The organism is Actinomadura scrupuli (genome assembly GCF_050971785.1).
Lineage (GTDB): Bacteria > Actinomycetota > Actinomycetes > Streptosporangiales > Streptosporangiaceae > Actinomadura_E > Actinomadura_E scrupuli.
In genome coordinates this window covers 160545-179956 of record NZ_JBPCCU010000010.1, presented here as the reverse complement: position 1 = coordinate 179956, position 19412 = coordinate 160545, and the positions used below count along the sequence as shown (strand labels likewise).

Here is a 19412-nt window from a genome sequence, read left to right as displayed (position 1 = left end):
CGGACTTGGTATTACCGGGGTAGGGCTCCAACGGCTCGAGTCCCGCAGTACGTGCTGCTTGGACGGCCATCTCTGAGGTGACTCGGCGCCGGCCAGGCCTCGATGACCGATTGTCGTCTTCCATAGTTCCCGTTCCGCCCGTGCTGACGAATGATTCCAACAGTAGATCGGCCTCAAAGGATCCATGTCTTGTGATGGCTCATATATGGCCGACCTCGGCCAGTATGAGAGCGGCAGCGCCGAGCACACTTGGCGAGTGATCTTGCTCTCGCGAATCGAGCCCTTGGCTTGTGACGCCGTGCCAAGTGCCGCACACAGCCCCCAAGGCGCTTCTCAGACCGGCGAAACGTTGGGCTCCGGCGAGATGCACGCTCTATTGAGGGCGTCTCTAATCTGCCGTTAAGTGACGCTTGCGCGGGTTCGCCTCGTCAACGGGGAGCCAGGCAGACCCGTGCTCGACCTGGGCCATGTCGGCGGCTGCATGATCACGATAGCTGGCCAATTCGACGTGGAGTGATCCTGCGGTCTGGATGGGGGTCCAAGTCGGTGGGGGGACTTGAACCAAACGCACATCCCTTTGTACTCACCGGGTCGTTCCTCCTGGGGAGCGGATGATTGACCGTGGCGAACCAACGAGATCCGCTGCGTTCTCCTGACCGCTGTATCCACCTCGTGACCGTGATCAGCGTTGTGCTGCTCGCGGTGATCGCGGCTGCCGTGAGTTTTGGTCACATGCGTGAACTCGCGCTCCGGCACGGCGAGGCACGGTGGAGCGGCACGCTGATCCCGCTGAGTGTGGATGGGATGGTGGTTACGGCATTGATGTCCGTGCTGTTGGCGACCGGTGATCGGACCGGCGTGGTGAGAGGTCAGTCCAGGTCCTGTAAAGGTCCGGGCGGTCGCGTCTACCATCGTGTGCATGGATGCCCGGCAACGGATCCACGACGTATTCCTCTGCTACAAGTGGGAGGACTCCGAGGCCGCTCGGGCGCTGTACGAAGCGCTGGTCTCGCGTGGCCTTGATGTCTTTCTCGACGCGATCGACGGCCCGATCTGGGCGCCGTTGGGCGACTCGATCCGTGACGCGCTGAACCGGTCCCGTACCCTCGTCGCGCTGATCACCCCGCGGTTCCCGATAAGCCCGCACTGCCGGGAGGAACTCCATACCGCGCTGCTCGCGTCCTATTATCTGGACGGCGACGAATCGGCCCGGGTCATGGCCATCGCTCAGGGCGTTTCGCCGGACGACGTCGAGCCGTACCGGCTCAGCTGGATCCGGCTGCCGATGCACGGGATACCGCAGGACGAACTGGTCGCGGGAATCATCGAGAACGTCGAGCGACACGATGGCGTCTTCGGCGATATGCCCGGCCGGCCGCGGCCGCGCTGGATCCCGGGCGAACGCTCCACCGGGCCGTTCCGTGGACGGTTCGCCGAGGTGTGGAGACTCCATCACGCCCTGCGGTCGCGGGTACGGGCCGCGGACGGAGGACCCCCCGTCGCCGTGATCAACGGTACGGGCGGTGTCGGCAAGACCGCGCTCAGCATGCAGTTCGCCAAGCTGTTCGCCCGTGACCACCCGGGTGGGATCTTCATCCTCGAACTCGGCGGAAGCGACGGCAGATCACTGCCCGGTGACGGCCGGATCATGGACCGGGTGGAGGAACAGCGGCAGGTGATCGCCGAAAGCCTCGGGCTGCCGGACGCGGCCGGGCTGGAGGCCGGTCTCGACGCGCTCGACGAGGACTACCTGTGGATCGTCGATGACCTGCCGACGATGACCAGCCCGGAGTTGTTCGCCCGGTTACGCGCCCCGACCGGTCGTGGCAAGACGATCGTCACGACCCGCGCGACCGTGGTTCGCGATGCGCCGCTCAACCTGGCACTGGGCCCGCTCGACGGCGCGCCCGCCGAAGCCGTGCTGACCACCTTCCGCCGGGCCGGCCGCGCCGAGCGGCGCGCGGTGTCCGCCATCGTCGAGCTGCTCGGCGGCCTGCCGCTCGGCCTGACCATCGCGGCCGGCCTCACGACCCTTCCGGGTTTCCGCGGTTACCAGGACCTCCTGGCGGACCTGTCCTCGGCGGACTTCGACCGGCTGGAGAACGCGGCCCAACTCGAGGGACAACTCCCGGTGGGATGCGCGCGCCCGTTCACGCGCGCACTGCTGAGGAGCTTCGACTCCTTCGGTGACGCCGGCCGGGACGTCCTGTGCGCCGCGAGCGTGCTCGGCCCGACGGTCATCCCGCATGACCTGCTGGCGGGCATGGTGCGCCGGTCGTCCGGGGCCGAGGTCTCCGAGAACGAGGTGGCCCCCATCCTCGATCGGGGAATGCTCGGTTCCGCCGACGGCGGCTACCTGATGCACGCCCTGGTGGCCCGGGCCCTGCGGGTCGTGGTCGCGGTCGAGGAGCGCCGGAGGCTGCTGCGGCTCGCGGCGATCGAGGAGCTCACCGACCTGGTGGAACGGACGCGCCGTAGTCACTCGCACCGTCACCTGCTGAATCACCTCCCGCACGTGCGAGCCGTCGCCGGGCTGATGACGGGCGGCGACGCCTGGGACATCGGTCTCAACGAGCGCCATCTCGTCGTCGAAGCGGGACGGACCCAGCTCGAGGCCGGTCTGGGCCGTGACGCGCTCGCCGCGCTCGGCGAGCTCTGGCGGCAGTGCGAGGGGCTTGAGTCGCTGGACGCCGAGACCCGCTATGTGCTTCTGGTGGCCCTTGGCGCGGCGCATGACAGCGTTGGTGATCACACGGTGGCGGCCGGATTGGCGGACGAGGCCTGGGCCGGGCTCGCCCGCGACCGCGGACCGCATCACCCTGACACCATGACGGCGCTGGAGAACGCGGCGGTCGCACGTCTCGGCCTCCGCGAGTACGACTGGGCCTTCGCCATGTTGCTCGAGGTCTACGAGGCACGGTGTACCGATGAGAACCTCGGCCCGGCGCACCGGCGGACGCTGCAGGCGTTGAGCAATCTCGCGATCGCGGAGAGCCATCGCGGGGACGGCCCGGCAGCGCGACGGCGCCACCAGGAGGAGGCGCACGTCCTGTGGCGCAGAGCCCGCGCCCAGTGGAGGCGGATCGCGCCGGCCGATGATCCGGGCGCTCTCGACGCCCTGAACGGGCTCGCCCTGAGTCACTATGCGCTCGGTGAGCTCGAGGAGGCACTGAAGTGCGCCGACGAGCTGTACCACCGCCGTGAACGGCTACTCGGTCCGGATCATCCGGACACCTTGGGCTCGCTGGAGAACATGTTAGTGATCATGGAGGCCCTTCGTGGACGACCCAGACGTGCTGTTCCGGCAGATCCTGATGAAGCGTTTGCTGGGGACGGGCCCGGGCCATCCGCAGACGAGGGGAACGGTGCGTAACACCATCCTGAACGAGACTGAGGCCGTTCGGGAGATTCTGCCGACGGTCTTACCCGAACCAGCCGACCTCCCGGACGGCGTGACCGGCGACGGGGTCCGGCTCGACGGTGACCACGTCGACCCGGAGGCCGAGCTGCTGCTGATCGCGATCGACCACCAGCAGCGATGCGTCGACGCTTACGGAGACGAGGATCCGCGCAAACTCCGCGCGGACGTGTATCTGGCCTACGCGCTCGCCCTCGCGGATCAACTCGACGGGCAGGTAGAGTCCGCCGGGCTGCTCATCGAGGGTGCGTGGGAGGGGTTGACCGACGCCGCGGAGGAGGGGCATCCAGAGGTGGGCGAGTATGACGTCGGGATCGCCTTGTGGGTATGGAACTGGATCCGTGAGCTCATCGACTACGGCGGCGACTGATCGCCCAGCTCCGCCAGGGCGGTCTCGACGTCCTGGGCCCTGGGCGATCCGAGCAGTCGGAACAGACTGAGGGCTTCGGTCCAGTGGGCGGCGGCCTGAGCCATGTCGCCCTGGTCCCGCGCGGTGCTCCCGAGCCCCTGCATGGCCAGCGCCTTCTCCCAGTCGCTGTCGCAGCGCTCACTGTCCCTGATCGCCTCCAGGTAGGCGCGTCCGGAGTCCTCATGACGCCCGAGGAGACCGAGTACCCGTCCCCGGCTGTTGTGCGCTCGTGCCGCGTCCATGTGCATGTCCAGCTCGGCGCAGATCGCCAGCGATTCCGCCAGGTGCGACTCCGCCTCCGGATACCGGCCGAGCTCGATCTCGACGAGCGCGATTCCGCGTAGCGTGATCGCGACGTTCCGCCGCGAGCCGGCCCCCCGGTAGAAGTCGAGGGCCTGGCGACTGTGCTCCAGGGACTCGGGGAGTTCACCGCGGTGGCGCAGTACGGCGGCCTGGTGGGCGAGTGTGTTACTCACTCCATGAGGATCGTTCACCTCCCGGAAGAGCCGTTCGGCGATGCGGTATTGCTCCATGGCACGGTCGTCGTCGCCGTTCTCGTGGAAGGCGACTCCCAGATTGCTGCGGGTCATCGCCTCGCCGGCCGTGTCGCCGATGCGGACGGTCGCGGTCAGGGCGGCCTCGTGGCTGTCGATCCACGGGTCGAGACGTTTGGTGAGGAAGAAATAGCCGCGCAGTGCGAACGCCAGGCGCCAGCGGAGCGGATCGAGCCCCGGTCCGTCCACCCGGCAGAGTTCCACCATCGTGGCGCACTCGTGGTTCAGCCAGTCCAGCGCCTGGTCGTACCCGTCGAGGTCAGTGACGATCTCCGCGGTGACGGCGCCAGGGAGCCGATACCGCTGAGGCACGACCAGTTCGTCGGCACGGCGCGCCGTGTCCAGGTAGTGGTGCATGAGCCGGAGTAGCGCGGCCGCGACGCCATCCGGGCCTTCGGCGTCGCGGGCGAGTTCGGCGGCGTAGAGCCGCAGCAGGTCGTGCATCTGGTACCGCTCGTGTTCCGGTCCCTGGAGGAGTTGCCGGCGGGCGAGCTCCTTCAGGCCGGCGGACGCGGCTCTCCTGGAGGCGCCGGTCAGCGCCGCGACGGCGTCCGGTCCGAAGGCCGTGCCAGGGAAGAGCCCGAGCAGCCGGAACACCATGGCGACCTCGTCGGAGAGTTGCTCATAGGACCAGGAGAAGACCACCCGCGGGTCGGATCGGGGATCGTCCATGCTGAGCAGATCAAGGCGATCCTCTTTGTTCGCGAGCTCGGAGAGAAAGGCCGTCAAGGGCTCGTCGGGGCGCGACCGTACGATCTCGGCGAGGATCCGGAGAGCGAGCGGCAGATGGCCGCAGATCGCCGCGAGCCCGGTTGCCACGTCAGGTGCCTGGTCGACCCGGTCTCCGACGATGCCGCGCAGCAACTGCACCGATTCCGGCTTGGTCAGCATGCCCAGCGGGATCCCTTCCGCTCCGTGGTGGATGGACAGGCCCGGCAGCTTCCGCCTGCCGGTCACCAGGAGCGGGCAGGTGGCGATCCCGGGCAGGAACGGCCGGACCTGGTCCTCTGAACCGGCGTTGTCGAGCACGAGGAGCAGCCGGCGGCCGGCCAGCGCTGTGCGCAGCGCCGCGGAGCGGCCGTCGGTGCCGTCGGGAATCTCCGTGGGGGCCACTCCGAGCGCCCGCAGCCACCCCGCCAGGACCTCCTCGGCCGAGCCGGGCCGGTCAGGACCCCACCCGCGCAGGTCGGCGAAGAGGACGCCGTCCGGGAAGTCCGGCTCCCGGCGACGGCTCCAGTGCACCGCCAACGTCGTCTTCCCGACCCCGGGCGGACCGGTCACCACCATGATCGGTAGTGCGTCCTGCGCGTCGAGGCACCGATCCAGCGAGGCCAGCGCGGTCGCGCGCCCGGTGAATCCTTTGGTACCCGGTGGCAGCTGCCGCGGTATGGGCCGCCGGGGGAGATCAGGATCACTCCGCCGCCGGGATGCCGTGGCCGGCCGGGTGGTGCGCCCGGCCTCCGCGCAGGCGACCCGGTAGAGATCGTCCCAGTCGACTGCGCCGACGTGTGGCCCGGTGAGGGACGCGAGCACGGTACGCATCAGGGCCCAGTTCGGCTCGCCGGGGATCGCGCGTCCCGTCTTGGCGTCGTACCAGATGGCCTTCTTGACGCCGCTGGCCTGCTCGGCGGCCCGATCCCCGCCGAGTTCGGCGACCCCTCGTGCGACGGCGGTGCGGAACCGTCTCCTGCCCGGGGACCCCGGCTCAGCTCGCATGCAACCAGCTCCTCCACGACCCGCCGCCGGTGTCCGGCACCGGACCCTTTCGCCGGACGGGTGACGGTGTTCGCCTGCCGAGCGCCGCGTCCGGCGGCCGGACGGCTCCGGACGGTGATGCCGGTCGGGACTGGTGCCATCCACTCTCGACACCATGTCTACCGCTAAACGAAGTCTCCAAATCCTCCGTACCGGGCGGCAGGTATCACAGCCACGGAAAACAATCCTCGTCCTGGCCGATGAGTGGTTTTCCCGCCATGGCGGGATCAGCACCTTCAACCGCGGACTGTGCTCCGGGCTCGCGGACGCCGGCGCGACGGTCTTCTGCGTGGTGCCTCAGGTCTCCCCGGCCGAATGGGAGCACGCGGCCACCGAGGGCGTTCACCTTCTCCCCGCGCTTCCGCTGGTGGGCGGCGACGCGCGGACCGCCCTCCTCCAACGCCCGCCGCTCGCCGCGGGCGTCACGCCCGATCTGGTCATCGGGCATGGTCGGATCACCGGGTTCGCCGCCAGATTCGTCGCCGCCAATCACTTCCCCGCCGCGGCCCGCCTGCAGTTCCTTCACGTGGCGCCGGACGAGACGGAATGGTGGCGGCCCGGACGTACCGAGGGCGCGGGTGCCAGAGCGGACGAACGCACGTCTCTCGAGCTCGCCCTGGGGGCGGACGCCGCCTGGATGGCCGCCGTGGGGCCGCGGCTTCACCAGCGACTGGTCCGCGACCTCCACGCCATGGACGCCCCTGCCGTGCCCCTGCGGTTCGATCCCGGCTTCGACCTGGCGGACGTGGCGTGCCATCGTCCCGCACCGGGCGGCCCCGTCCAGGTTCTGGTGCTCGGCCGGATGGCCGACTACCAGAACAAGGGTCTCGACCTCGCCGCCCGGTTCCTGGGTCGGGCCATGGAGTTGCGGGGCCGGGACGCGCCCGAGCTCGAGCTCCTTGTTCGTGGGGCGCCGGACGACGAGTGCGCACCGCTGCGTGACCGGATCCGGGCCTGGGCGGGTCGCTCAGATCTGCTGATCACCGTGCGCCCGTACTCGACCGACATGGGCCGGCTGCGGGTTGATCTGGCCCGGGCGCACCTGATGGTGATGCCGTCCCGGGCCGAGGCGTTCGGCATGGTCGGCGCCGAGGCCATCGCGGCCGGCGTCCCCGCCTTGGTCAGCGCCCGGAGCGGGCTCGGCATGCTGCTACGGGAGGTCCTGCCGCCGTCGGTGGCCGCCGAGGTCGTCCTGCCGATGACCCTGGAAGAGACCGTCGACACGCCTCGCTGGGCGCACCGTGTCGTGGACGTGCTGCGGGATCCCGCGGCGTCCTTCACGGCCGCGGCCCATCTCCGGCGACTCCTCGTAGGCCGGCGAACCTGGGCGTCGGCCGCGGAGGCGCTGCTCGATGCGCTGCGGTGCTCGCCGACCGAGGACGGCGCGGCATGAGGATCGCGACGGGCCGGCGCGGAGGATCAGGCCGGTGGGGTCAGGTTGCCGACGGACAACCAGTCGGATCCGCGCAGATCGACCGCGCACCCGATGTCGGAGAGGCGCTGGGCGAGGAGCTTGCGCTTCTGGGGGCTGTTGTCGAGCCTCACGACGTTACGGCCATCGATGTCAGTGAAGGGGCGCACTTTGCCGGATTGCACCACGACGGTCTGCCGGCCGAACGAAGCGAAGGCCATGCCGGCTTCGAACAGGACGTTGGGCCTCGCCTGGCCGCAGGGGGTCAGGTCCGGGTCCTGCGCGTCGTCGCCGTGCTCGGGCTTGAGATAGGCGATGTCGTCAGGTGTCATGAGCACGACGACGGCGCGCCCGACGGTGAGGATCACTTCGAGGACCTGGCCGACGTACGGGGCGCCCTCGCCGGTCTCGGCGAGAGCCTGTGCCCACTCGATCGGGTGCAGACCGATCGCGCGCAGGAAGACGAACAATTCCTTACGGGCTCGCTTGTCCCGCCCGTGCACGACGAAGACGGTGCGGCGCCTCTCGACCTCAGGACGTCCCGTGCCCCACGAGGTACCCAGCCAGCCGATCGGCTCGTTGGCCGTCCCGCCGCCGGTGTCTCGTAACGTCTCCCTCAGCAACGGCAGGGCATCGTCTGGATCGTCGGCGGTGATCCGGACGACGACGGCGGTGGCACGATCTTCGATCTCGACCACGATTCGGCCGCCGTCGGTCGTGTACCGAGGCCGGGTGCGCAGCCACTCCCGTACGACCACCGCGAGGTCTGTGATCACCTCCGGGACCGCGAACCCGCAGTTGAGAGCCGCGAAGACGACGTCGGCAACCGCGCCGCGATGCCCCAGCGGCAGCCCGGCTCCAACGGTGAAGCCGTCCTCTCGCAGAGCCGCCGCGAGATCGTCCCGTGCGAGGTCATCGACCTGGTCGGAGAACCTGGCGACGATGCTCGTGGTCGGTCGGGCGGTCACCCGACGATGATGCCACCCGCGTCATGACCTGATTGCATGGACTGGTGGAATCCGGTCCTGTCGCGACACTGCTCGACAAATTGCTCGATCCGGCGGTCGCATTGGCCGGGCACGCCGAGCTGGAGGAGATGCGCCGGTGGTTCACGGCCGGTGACTACGAGGGTTTGGCCGGACGCTACGCCGAGCTGTACAAAGTGGCTCGTTTGCGGAACGAGGACCGGCTGGCCGTGCGCCTGCTGCTCGCGGAGCGGAGCGCCGCGCGCCGGATGGGAGACCTGCGGCGGGAAGCCGAGACGGCGTACTTCCTGGCACTCGAGCACCGCGTCGCGGCGCGATTCGTGCCCGCGGAGCTCTGGGCTCGCACGCTCCTACGCATGCCGCTGACCGGCGTCACCGTCCCGTTCCACGCGCGCGCCTGGCGCGAGCTCGCGGCGCTGTGCGAGGTCAGCGCGGAATACGACGCGGGTTTGACGTACTCCGACCACGCACTGGAGATCTGCGACCGCTATGCCGAGCAGCCCGGAATGCGGGACGTGCACATCCACACGCTGCTGCAGCGGTCGACGCTCAGCCGGCAACGAGGGTCCCTTCGGGAGGCACTCGCCTTGGTGCATGACGCGCGCCGCATGCTGGGGCCGGGGGAGACCGACGGTTTCGTGGCCGGCACTCTCGCGCTTCGCGAGGGCGCCCTGGAGCTGGCCGTCGGCCGTACCGACGTCGGCCTCCGTGCCTACTCCCGCGCAGAAACGATCTTCGCTGGCGTCAGTGAGAAGAACGCCGCCATCGCCCGGTTGCGGCAGGTGATGGGGCTGAGGACGGCCGGTCGTCCTCGTGAGGCGATGGAGCTGGCGGACCGGCTTTCCGAGCGGTATCACGCCGCGGGCGATGACTACCGCCGCGGACAGGTGCTGCTGGAACAGGCCGAGGTGGCCCAGGAGCTCGGCGACCACGATGCGGTGGAACGCATCCTGGAACAGGCGCGGCCGCTGTACGCCGATGCCACCGGGGTGGAGGCCCTGCGATGGCATCGGCACATGGCACGGAGATTGATCGAGGCAGGCGACGGTTCCGGCGCCGCCCTGCACCTGTCGCGTGTGTTGGAGACGGCCGCGTCGGCGGCTCGCCGCGACGCGACGCGGACGACGCTGGCTCTGTTCGACGTGCTCAGGTTGCCGCCGTCGGCGCGGGTGGCGCCGGTGGTCACGCGTGTGGCATGTGGTGCGGCGCTGGTCGCCGCACACTGGCAGCGCACCTCGCTGGAACGGCCGCCCATCCGCTGGGCGATGAACGCGCAGCGTGAAGATCTCTACGCCGCCGCGCTGCTGCTGCACACGGCGGACGGTGACGCGCCCGCCGTCGCGACGATAGCCGAGACGGGCCGCGCCGACCTGCTCAACCACGTGCTGTCCACGGGGGAGATGGCCGCCAGGCTGACCGACCTGCCCATCACGGACACGCCCGCCGATCCGGCCTCGATGAGCCGGGTGTTCGTCGTGGCGGAGGCCGTCGGCGTCGCCTTGCGCACCGGCGCCCTCCCCGAAGGGCTGCCCGAGCTGCCCGTTCCCGGCGAGCTCCCCACCGCGGCCGAGCTCGCCGAGCTCGGTGACGTGGTCGTGTTCACGCAGCTCCTGCGGCGTCCAGGGGCATCGGACTGGTCCTGCTCATGCACGGTGTGGACGGCACGTACGGGCTGGCGGACCTCGGTGACCGACGCGGATCCCGCCGTGGCCGGCCTGCTGACCGCGCTCGCCGAAGGTGGCGTGCTTCCCGAACGCGGAGTTTCGACCGCCGTCTGGGAAAGACTGGGGGATCTCCTGCTGCCCGCGGACGACATCTGGGCGGGCACTCCCGAACGGCCTCGGTCGGTGGTGATCTGCCCGGATCCGCGGCTGTGGCAGCTGCCGCTCGCCGCCGTGCGCCGCCAGGGCATCCACCTGGCGGATGTGGCCGAGCTGACTCTCACACCGAACCTGCGCACCATCGGGCTGCTGCGCCGGAGAAACGGCGGGTGGTCCACCGACGGCCCCGCCCTGAGCCTGCTCGACCCGGACCTGCCGGAGTATCACGCGGAGCGGACCGCGCTGGCCGCCTGGCCGGGCGGGCACCGGCCACTGACCGATATCGAGAGCGTGGGCCCGGGAGCGCTGCTCTATCTCGGCGGACTCGGTGACCGCCCCGGCGGCATGCCGGCGTTCGGGCCGGGCCGCGTCACTCTCGAAGAACTCGCGCGGCTTTCGTTACCGGTCCTGGTGGTGCTGAACGGCTGCTGGAGTGGTGCGGCGGCCACCCGATACGGCGCCGACCCGCTGAGTCTGGCGGTCGGCGCTCTCCTGGGCGGGGCCGACACCGTCATCGCGGGTACCGGTGCCATCGGCGCGGCGGCCTCGGTGCTGGTGTGCGAGGTCGCGCTCGCGCTGATCGGCGAGGGGCATCCGGTACGCGCGGCACTCCGGCGGGCGCAGCTCACGGTACGCGACGCCCACCCCGAACTCGGGCCCTACGAGTGGGCCGGATTGTGCGTCGTCGGTATCGGCGCCGGACCGAGGTGAGCGTCGCCCCCGGCCGGTCATCGTCACCGCCGGTCACCGAGGACGTCGCCAAGGGCACGAGCCGCGTGACGGCTGGCGGCCGCGCCCGTGAGATCTCCCGCCTGTTCCTGGGCGTCGGCGAGATCGGCCAGCACCCGTTCCTCCCAGAACCGGTCCCCGACCTTCCGGTCCAGCAGCAGCGACCGCTCGAAGTACGGAATCGCCCGCTTGTGTCCCCCGAGGTCCTGTTCGATGTGCCCCCGGGTCCGGAGGGCGTCGGCCTCCCCTTCGGAGAAGCCGACCCGCTGGTAGAGGCCCACCGCCCGGACCGCGTGCGGAAGTGCCGCCTCCGGCCGGCCGATTCGCCGCTCCACTCTGGCCAGCGCGTTGAGCGCGTCGGCCCGTGCCAGCACGTCACTCAGGTTCGCTGACAGGGCGAGCGCCGTCTCCGCCTGCTCCAACGCGTCCGTCAACCGGCCGTGAGTTTCGTAGGCCCGTACGAGTGACAGCCGGGTCTGGAACCCGCCGCGGATGTCGTCCAGCGCGTCGCATTCGGTCAATGCCTCCAGCAGCAGTCCGATCGCCTCGTCGGCGTGCCCGGTGCGAGCCAGCCCGTCGGCCAGCAACCGCTTGCCCGTCGCGCGATGTGCGGCATCGGCGGATCGTTCGGCCGCGGCCAGCGCGAGCCGATGAAGCCGGACACGTTCGTTCTGCCGTCCGGTGCGCCGCAGATAGATGGTGCAGGCCCAGGCGAGCTGCCAGGCGGGTTCGTCATCGCCCACCTCGACGGCCCTCATGACCATGGCGCGCAGGGTGTTGAGCTCCCGATCGAACCAGGCGGTCGCCTGTTCTAGCGTGTCGATGGGCCGAAAGGGCGTGACGGAGGCGAGCTTGGGGAGCTCGTCCGGCCGGCACGGCCTGATCTGCGTACTGGCCTGGGTCGCGACGGACGCGTAGTAGCCCAGGCATCGGTGCAGGGCGGCCTTTGCCTCCGCCTCGTCGGTCTCGTCGGCGACCCGGTTGGCGAAGGCCCGCAGGAGATCATGCATGCCGAATCGGCCGTCGCCGCGCTCCACGACCAGGTGGGCGTTGGACAGCGTTTCCAGGTGTGCGTGTACTGCCGGGAACGCCTCGTCGATCAGCGCGGCGGCGGCATAGGCGTCGATGTCCGGGCCGCGGCAGGTACCCAGCAGCCGGAACAACCGCGCCGCCGCCGGTGGCAATAGGGCATAGGAGGCGTAGAAGATCGAATAGAGGTCGAGACCGGGTTCGGCGGACATGAGGGCGTCCAGCCGATCGCGGACCACGAGCAGCCGATCGACGAAACTCCGCAGTGACCGGCCGGGTCCGCACGCTCGGGCCGCCGCTATCGCCAACGCCAGCGGAAGACGTCCGCACAGGTCGACCAGCTCGTCCGCCGCGGTGGCGTCCTCGGCGGACCCGGTGACACCGACCATCCGGTCGAGGAGGAGCATCGCCTCCCGGTACGAGAAGCTCTCCAGGAGAAGGGGCTTCGCGCCCTCGTGGATGAGGAGGCTCTCCAGCCGGTTCCTGCTGGTGACGAGCACAAGGTGGTCTCCGGCGCCGGGAAGCAGCGCCCGTACCTGGTCGGCGGTCCGGGCATTGTCCAGCAGGAGCAGAAGTCGCCGGCCGGCGGTCAGGCTGCGGTACAGCGCCGCCTTGATATCGACGTTCTCGGGTATCGCGTCAGGCCGGACGCCGAGTGCGGTCAGGAATCCTTGCAGGACCTGGTCCGGCTCGAGGGGAGCGTCGGCGCCGAAGCCACGAAGGTCGACATAGAGCTGCCCGCCCGGATACTGATCGGCTACCTGGTGGGCGAGGTGGACGCCCAGCGTGGACTTGCCGACGCCGGCCATCCCGTTGAGGATCACGATCGGTGAGGTGCCGGTGCCGGCCAGCTCGCCGAAGCGGGACTGTTCCGCCGTCCGTCCCACGAAGTTCCCGCTCCGTGGCGGAAGCTGTCGCGGTACGGGCGACGGCGGGACGTCGCCCTGGCCGGCCGGTGACTGTTTTGCGCCGCGCCGGACCTGCTGGGCGACTTCGATCTCGTCCCGGAGCGTGCTCAGCCGACGTAACTCGGGTCCGGTGACCTCAAGGGCGTGCAGGATCTCGTCGAACAGACCGCTCCGAGGCAGGGTCGTGCCTTTGAGGTAGGCATAAAGGCTGCTCTGTGAGATGTTCAGCCGTCGTGCCAGCTGGGCCCGGTCAAGGCTGCGCCCCTGCCGCCGCTCCAGCAGAACGATCTTGCGGGACACCTCTTCGGCGAGCCGACGTCGTGACGCGGCGCTGTTGTCGAGCATAGGCCCTCCACACCGACGTGCCCCACACCTCAATGTAAGCCTACTGAGACCCAGGCGTTGATGTCGGCATTTGTCGGCATCGTCCCTGACACTCTCCAGCGCATTCCAGAGGCTTCCAGATGTCGGGGAAGCGGACGCCGTTTCCATGCTCTCGTCGGAGGTCAATCCCGCTCTATCGGGGATCGGGCCGGATAAGGAGAGCAATGGCGAATACGGGGCTGGAGGACGAGACGGCGTTCTCGTCGGCCGGTACGACAAGACGTGGCATCGCCGGCCGGCTCGCCGACCTTGTCCGCGAGCAACTGGGGCGAGAGCTTCCCGTGGGGTTGCGGCTGTGGGACGGGAGCCGCTCCGGGCCGGCCGACGGTCCGGTCGTGGTCATCAGATCGTCTCGCGCCGTGCGGTATCTAATGTGCGGGCGCGCGGAACTCGGGCTCGCCAGGGCGTACGTCGCCGGCGACCTCGATGTGGACGGTGATCTCCAAGAGGGCCTGCGCCGATGTCTGAGCTTCGTCCGTGAGGTGAGAGACCACGAATTCGACCTCACCCGAGTCCAGTGGCCGCGCGTCCTCTCACTCGCCGCCCGGCTCGGGGCACTCGGGCTGCCGCCGAGACGGCCTCCGGGCGAGGCACGGCTCTCCGGGCGCCGGCACTCCTCGACGCGGGATCGGGCGGCGATCGCACACCACTACGACGTGGGGAACGACTTCTACGCCGCGGTTCTCGACCCGACGATGAGTTATTCCTGCGGCTACTGGATGTCGGAGGCGCCGGACTACGACCTCGCCGACGCACAGCGCGACAAGCTGGACCTCATCTGCCGCAAGCTCGGGCTGACGCGAGGCGACACCCTGCTGGACGTCGGCTGCGGCTGGGGTGCCCTGATCATCCACGCCGCCGAACGTTTCGGTGTCCAGACGACGGGGGTGACGAACTCCGGCAGCCAGTACACGTTCGTCCGCGAGCGGCTGACGAGCCGTGATCTCACCCGGACGGTCACCGTCGTGAACCAGGATTACCGGCGCCCGACGGGCGCCGGGCCCTATGACGCCGTCGCCTCGATCGAGATGGGGGAACACGTCGGGGATGAGAACTTCCCGGCCTACTGCTCCATGCTTCACACTGCGCTGAAGCCGGGCGGGCGGTTGTTGCTCCAGCAGATGTCGCGCGGGGAGAAGGCGCCGGGCGGGGGAGCCTTCATCGAACGCTACATCGCTCCTGACATGACGATGCGGCCGATCCCCCGCACCCTCCGGTTCCTGGAGGAGGCGGGTTTTGAGATCCGCGAGGTCGTCTCCCTGCGCGAGCACTACACGGCGACCATCAACGCCTGGCTGCGGCGCCTGGAGGACGGCTGGGACGACGTGGTCTACCGCCATGGGGCGCGCCGTGCCCGGGTGTGGCGGCTCTATCTGGCGGGCGGCGCACTCGCCTTCGAGCAGAACAGGATGAGCGTTCATCAGATCCTCGCCGTCCGCACCGGCCCGGACGGGGATAGCGGGATCGCGCCGGTCGGGGATCGCTCGGGCGTGAGCTGGAACATGCACCAGGGGGTCTCACCGTGAGAGTGTGCGTGGTCGGCGGCGGCATCGCCGGCCTGTCGGCCGCCCACCTGCTGTCCGCCCATCCCGAGGCCGAGGTCACCTGCTATGAGCAGGCCGCGCGCCTCGGCGGACGAGCCGACGTGGAGGACGGCCGGGAGCACTGTCCCCGGGTGTTCCTGGAGGACTACGTTCACCTGTTCCGCATGATGCGCGAGATTCCCGCGCCCGACGGCGGGTCAGTACGTGACTCGCTGCGCCGGCTGCACCGCTTCGCCCGGACCGGCGACGGCGCATGGGTGGAGATCTCCCATCTCTACCGCGTCATGGCCAAAGAGCTCTCGTCGGCCGACAGACTCCGATTCACCTGGAACTGGCGGCCATCACCGCTCCTGGGAGAGCACCGGCCGCGCGAACGCGGGGCCAATCGCTACGGCTCGGTGTTCAACTACTCGCTGAGCTCGGTCCTTCGGATGGCGGGCAACCTCTTCCGATCCAAGATCGGATACGCCCTGCCCGGCCCCACCGACTCCTGCCTGATCGACCCCTGGGCCGCTTTCCTGCGTCAGCGCGGTGTCCGGTTCGAGACCGGATGCCGGGTGACCCGCCTGAAGCCCTGTGCCGACCACGTCAGGGTGCACACCTGCGAGGCGGTCGCCGACTTCGACGCGGTCGTGGTGACCGCATTCGTACCCGATCTGATCGCACTCTTGAACGCCTCACGGCTGGACCATGGGATCCGCGAGGTCGACCACATGCACTGTGTCGCGCACACCATCGCTCTCGACCCCCGAGAGCCGGTCCTCGCCCGGACCCCGGATCCGGCCGTCTACCAGTGTCAGGGCATCAGCGTCCTGGTCCAGCCGGAGGCGGCACGATGCGTGGCGCTGTGCATACGCAACAAGCGGACCGATCCCGAGTACGTCCTGGACATCGTGCGAGCCACACTGCCGCTGGACTTCCCGGTGCAGGGGATCCTGTCCCGGCCGAACCAGCGGCCTGGGGAGGCGATCCTCTCCGGTGACTACACCCGCGTGGACCGCATTCTGCGCGTCCCCGCGAGCCGCGTCCACTTCGCCGGTTCGCATGTGAGCAACGCGTATCCGATGGATTCGGCCGAGGGCGCCGCACGCACCGCATTGGCCGCCGTCCGGTCCTTGCTGCGCGCCCACGCACAGGAGGCGGACCTTGGCGACCGGGCGGCGGGGCACGCATGAGTCACGGCACGGTCGCCGTCATCGGCTCCGGCGTGGCCGGCCTCACCGCGGCCCACCTGTTGCGCCGGACCCACGACGTCACTCTCTTCGAAGCGGACGACCGGCTCGGTGGTCACGCGCACACGCACCAGGCCGGCGGTACGGCGGTGGACACCGGCTTCATCGTGCACAACACCAGGACCTATCCGTTGTTGTGCCGGCTGTTCGAGGAACTCGGCGTGCAGACCAGGCCCACCGAGATGTCCCTAAGCGTCCACTGCGACGAGTGCGGACTGGAATTCGCCGGTGGCCGGCGTGGTCGCGGGCTGCTTCCGCGCGGGAGTCGCCGAGTGTGGCGGAACTACGCGCTGATGCTCACGGAGGTCCCGCGGTTCAACAACGACGCGCGCCGGTTCCTCAGGATCGGCGGCGAGCCGGGACTGAGCTTCGGCGAGTTCCTGGCCCGCCACGACTACTCCCGGTACTTCGTCGACCATGTCGCGCTACCGCTCGTCGCGACCGTCTGGTCGGCCGAAGAGAACACGGGACTGGCACAGCCGGCAGGCCCGTTGCTCGACTTCCTGAACAATCACGCGCTGCTCAGCCTCGTCGACCGGGTCCGGTGGCGGACCGTCGTCGGTGGCTCGCGGAATTACGTCGACCGGATCGCTGCGGAACTCACCACTGTCCGGCTCGCCACGCCGGTCCGGGAGGTCCGCAGGCACGCGGACGGTGTCACCCTCGTCGATGCGAGCGGCGGCGTGCACGAGGTCGACAAGGTGGTGATCGCCACCCACGCGGACCAGGCGCTGGCCCTGCTGGCCGACCCGACCCGCGCCGAGCGGGAGGTCCTCGGTGCGTTCCGCTACACACGTAACCGGGTCCACCTGCATTCCGATGCCTCCGTTCTCCCGGCAGCCCGGCGCGCACGGGCCTCCTGGAACCTGCGCAAACGCTCCTGCCGGGGCGCAGGCCCGATCACCGTGACCTACGACCTGAACCGGCTGATGCGGCTCGACGCCGTCGGTGATCACCTGGTGACGCTCAACGGCTCGATCGATCCGGACCGCGTCCTGGCATCGATGCGGTACGAGCATCCGAGAATCGACCAGGCGTCCGAAGACGCCCGGCAGAGATTGCCCGCACTCACCAGCGCGACCACCGCCTACGCGGGCGCCTACCACGGTTCGGGGTTTCACGAAGACGGCTGCGCCGCTGGCGCCAGAGCCGCGGCGGCCTTCGGAGCGCCCCGGTGGTGAACATCTACGCCGCGCGACTGGTCCACGTGCGCCGGTGGCCGATCACCCGGACGTTCGGCCATCACCTGCGGTGGTGGCTGGTCGACCTGGACGACCTTCCGGCCCTGCCGTGGTGGCTGCGGCCGTTCGCACGCTTCCGCGCCGCCGATCACCTGGGCGATGGGGATCGCACCATCCGCCGCAACGTCGAGTCCTGGCTTGCCGAGCGCGGCATCCGGCTGAACGGCGGCCGGATCCTGATGCTCGCCGTGCCGCGCGTCCTCGGATACTCCTTCAATCCGCTCACCCTCTTCTGGTGTCACGACCGTGACGGAAGGCTGCGATGCGTCGTGGCCGAGGTCTCCAACACTTACGGCGAGCGGTACTGCTACCTGCTCGAGCCCGGCCCATTCGGGCGTGCCCGCGCGGACAAACGTCTCTACGTCTCCCCATTTCTCGGCGGCGGCCGCTATCTCATGTGGTTGCCCGTGCCCGGCGACCGGCTCGCGATCCGGATCACGCTCGTCCAGGACGGTCGCGCCGTCCTGACCGCGACGCTGACCGGCCGGCGCATCAGGTCGGACCTCGCCGGGATGGTCGGCGCGACGCTTCACAGGCCCCTCACCCCGTTGTGGATCAGCCTCCTGATCAGAGGTCACGGGATCAGGCTGTGGCTCAGGGGGCTGCCGACGGTGCCCAGACCACACAGTCCGCCGCGACGCGATCACAAGGAAGAGAACAGAGCATGAGCACCGTTCCACCGCCCACGGCCGACACGTTCCGGCCGGCATCGCCCCCGCCGGTGCCGCTGAGATCCTGGGCGCTCTACCGCATCCTGCGCCGGCTGGCCGCCAGGGTGCCCGTCCGTGTCGTGTTGCCGGATGGAGGCCACCTCGGTGGTGGCGGCCCCGACGCACCGGCCATGCGCGTCGTACGGCTGACGGACCTTCTCGGACGAGTCGCGCTGAACGGCTCCATCGGCTTCGGTGAGGCGTACGTGGCCGGCGACTGGACCAGCGACGATCCGGTCGGAGTGCTGACCCCGATGGCCGCGCGCCTGACGAAGCCGGTGAACCGGCCACTGGCGGCGCTGCGCCGGCGGATCGACCGGCACCGGCCGGCCGGCGAACGCAACACGGTCGCCGGTGTCCGGCACAACGTCCAGCGCCACTACGACCTGTCCAATGAGTTCTTCGCGCTCTTCCTCGATGAGACGATGACCTACTCGTCGGCGGTCTTCGGCCCGGGTGACGACCTGGTCGCCGCCCAGCGGCGCAAGATCGGCGCGATCCTCGACCTGGCGCGAGTCGGGCCCGGCAGCCGGGTGCTGGAGATCGGGACCGGATGGGGGGAACTGGCCATCGCCGCGGCCAGGCGCGGTGCGACGGTCGACACGCTGACGGTCTCACCCGCCCAGCATCGCCTCGCGGAGGAACGCATCGCCGCGGCCGGGTTCGCCCGTCAGATCAGAGTTCTCTCTCGCGACTATCGCGACGTCCACGGCCGGTTCGATGCCGTGGTCTCCGTGGAAATGATCGAGGCGGTGGGAGCGGAGTTCTGGCCGGACTACTTCGCGGTGCTCCGCCGGTCACTGGCCCCCGGCGGCCGGATCGCGCTGCAGACCATCACCATGCCGCACGATCGAATGCTCGCGACCAAGGACCTGCAGACCTGGATTCAGAAGTATGTCTTTCCCGGCGGTCAGCTCCCGTCCGTGACCGCCATCGAGGCGCACGTCGCCCCGCACATGCGCATCACGCGACGTCACGAACTCGGTCCGGACTACGCCAGAACCCTGAGCGCCTGGCGGCGACGTCTTCTTCAGCACGATGCGGAGGTGGCGGCACTCGGGTTCGACGCGGCCTTCCGGCGGCTCTGGGAGTACTACCTCGCCTACGCCGAAGCCGGTTTCCGATCCGGTTACCTCAACGCATGGCAGTTCCAGATCAGCGCCTGCTGACGGTGCCTCGCTCCAGGGTTCTCCAGAGCTTTCCAGCCACGAGGCGCCACCGTCCCCCGCGGTGATGTCTTGGAGGAGAAACGCCACCTTCGACCGCCCGACCTGGAGGAGAT

At 69.6% G+C, this 19412-nt stretch carries 13 protein-coding genes; 10 read left to right on the top strand and 3 right to left on the bottom strand.

Features of this window, described 5'->3' with window-relative positions; all coding sequences use genetic code 11:
* The first annotated feature begins 621 nt into the window (after positions 1-621).
* From ACRYCC_RS35130 to ACRYCC_RS35120, 3 genes are read left to right on the top strand one after another with little or no spacing between them, the layout of a single operon-like run.
* Entirely contained in the window at positions 622-1023 is a 402-nt protein-coding gene (locus ACRYCC_RS35130; RefSeq protein WP_433818457.1) for a DUF2637 domain-containing protein, read from the top strand.
* A complete protein-coding gene (locus ACRYCC_RS35125; protein ID WP_433818216.1) occupies positions 920-3373 on the top strand; it encodes a tetratricopeptide repeat protein in 2454 nt (817 codons plus the stop codon). Before ACRYCC_RS35130 ends, ACRYCC_RS35125 begins: the two co-directional genes overlap by 104 nt.
* Complete coding sequence (locus tag ACRYCC_RS35120) at positions 3279-3788, top strand: hypothetical protein (protein ID WP_433818214.1); 510 nt, start codon at positions 3279-3281, stop codon at positions 3786-3788. Before ACRYCC_RS35125 ends, ACRYCC_RS35120 begins: the two co-directional genes overlap by 95 nt.
* Here ACRYCC_RS35120 and ACRYCC_RS35115 read toward each other — a convergent pair.
* Entirely contained in the window at positions 3773-6097 is a 2325-nt protein-coding gene (locus tag ACRYCC_RS35115; protein WP_433818213.1) for an ATP-binding protein, read from the bottom strand. The genes ACRYCC_RS35120 and ACRYCC_RS35115 overlap by 16 nt on opposite strands.
* Positions 6098-6251: 154 nt before the next feature.
* Here ACRYCC_RS35115 and ACRYCC_RS35110 point away from each other — a divergent pair, with 154 nt between their 5' ends.
* Complete coding sequence (locus tag ACRYCC_RS35110; protein ID WP_433818211.1) at positions 6252-7529, top strand: glycosyltransferase family 4 protein; 1278 nt, start codon at positions 6252-6254, stop codon at positions 7527-7529.
* A gap of 26 nt (positions 7530-7555) precedes the next feature.
* Here the strand turns inward: ACRYCC_RS35110 and ACRYCC_RS35105 are convergent, their stop codons facing one another.
* The gene (locus tag ACRYCC_RS35105) at positions 7556-8515 is read right to left on the bottom strand and encodes a TIR domain-containing protein (protein WP_433818209.1); all 960 of its coding nucleotides are present in this window, start codon (positions 8513-8515) and stop codon (positions 7556-7558) included.
* A 44-nt stretch (positions 8516-8559) separates the two neighbouring features.
* Here ACRYCC_RS35105 and ACRYCC_RS35100 point away from each other — a divergent pair, with 44 nt between their 5' ends.
* On the top strand, positions 8560-11064 hold the full coding sequence (locus tag ACRYCC_RS35100; protein WP_433818208.1) for a CHAT domain-containing protein: 2505 nt from the start codon (positions 8560-8562) through the stop codon (positions 11062-11064).
* A 23-nt stretch (positions 11065-11087) separates the two neighbouring features.
* On the opposite strand, the gene ACRYCC_RS35095 is transcribed toward ACRYCC_RS35100, so the two are convergent.
* Positions 11088-13364 carry a helix-turn-helix domain-containing protein gene (locus tag ACRYCC_RS35095; RefSeq protein WP_433818207.1) on the bottom strand — a complete coding sequence of 759 codons (2277 nt, stop codon included), beginning with the start codon at positions 13362-13364 and terminating at the stop codon, positions 11088-11090.
* A 203-nt stretch (positions 13365-13567) separates the two neighbouring features.
* Between ACRYCC_RS35095 and ACRYCC_RS35090 the strand changes: the two genes are divergently transcribed.
* Genes ACRYCC_RS35090 through ACRYCC_RS35070 form a run of 5 tightly spaced genes read left to right on the top strand, consistent with a single transcriptional unit; the run spans position 13568 to position 19299 of the window.
* Positions 13568-14929, top strand: a complete 1362-nt coding sequence (locus tag ACRYCC_RS35090) for a class I SAM-dependent methyltransferase (RefSeq protein WP_433818206.1) — start codon at positions 13568-13570, stop codon at positions 14927-14929.
* Positions 14926-16122 carry an FAD-dependent oxidoreductase gene (locus tag ACRYCC_RS35085; protein ID WP_433818205.1) on the top strand — a complete coding sequence of 399 codons (1197 nt, stop codon included), beginning with the start codon at positions 14926-14928 and terminating at the stop codon, positions 16120-16122. Before ACRYCC_RS35090 ends, ACRYCC_RS35085 begins: the two co-directional genes overlap by 4 nt.
* Entirely contained in the window at positions 16119-17360 is a 1242-nt protein-coding gene (locus ACRYCC_RS35080) for an NAD(P)/FAD-dependent oxidoreductase (RefSeq protein ID WP_433818204.1), read from the top strand. Before ACRYCC_RS35085 ends, ACRYCC_RS35080 begins: the two co-directional genes overlap by 4 nt.
* Positions 17354-18088, top strand: a complete 735-nt coding sequence (locus tag ACRYCC_RS35075; protein WP_433818202.1) for a DUF1365 domain-containing protein — start codon at positions 17354-17356, stop codon at positions 18086-18088. The genes ACRYCC_RS35080 and ACRYCC_RS35075 overlap by 7 nt, the downstream gene beginning before the upstream one ends.
* Positions 18085-19299, top strand: a complete 1215-nt coding sequence (locus tag ACRYCC_RS35070; RefSeq protein ID WP_433818201.1) for a class I SAM-dependent methyltransferase — start codon at positions 18085-18087, stop codon at positions 19297-19299. The genes ACRYCC_RS35075 and ACRYCC_RS35070 overlap by 4 nt, the downstream gene beginning before the upstream one ends.
* Positions 19300-19412: the final 113 nt, after the last annotated feature.

Coding starts and splice junctions, on each gene's coding strand:
- ACRYCC_RS35125 (WP_433818216.1), top strand. CDS start 920: ATGGATGCCCGGCAACGGATCCACGACGTATTCCTCTGCTACAAGTGG.
- ACRYCC_RS35115 (WP_433818213.1), bottom strand. CDS start 6,097: ATGCGAGCTGAGCCGGGGTCCCCGGGCAGGAGACGGTTCCGCACCGCC.
- ACRYCC_RS35110 (WP_433818211.1), top strand. CDS start 6,252: ATGTCTACCGCTAAACGAAGTCTCCAAATCCTCCGTACCGGGCGGCAG.
- ACRYCC_RS35095 (WP_433818207.1), bottom strand. CDS start 13,364: ATGCTCGACAACAGCGCCGCGTCACGACGTCGGCTCGCCGAAGAGGTG.
- ACRYCC_RS35090 (WP_433818206.1), top strand. CDS start 13,568: ATGGCGAATACGGGGCTGGAGGACGAGACGGCGTTCTCGTCGGCCGGT.
- ACRYCC_RS35080 (WP_433818204.1), top strand. CDS start 16,119: ATGAGTCACGGCACGGTCGCCGTCATCGGCTCCGGCGTGGCCGGCCTC.
- ACRYCC_RS35070 (WP_433818201.1), top strand. CDS start 18,085: ATGAGCACCGTTCCACCGCCCACGGCCGACACGTTCCGGCCGGCATCG.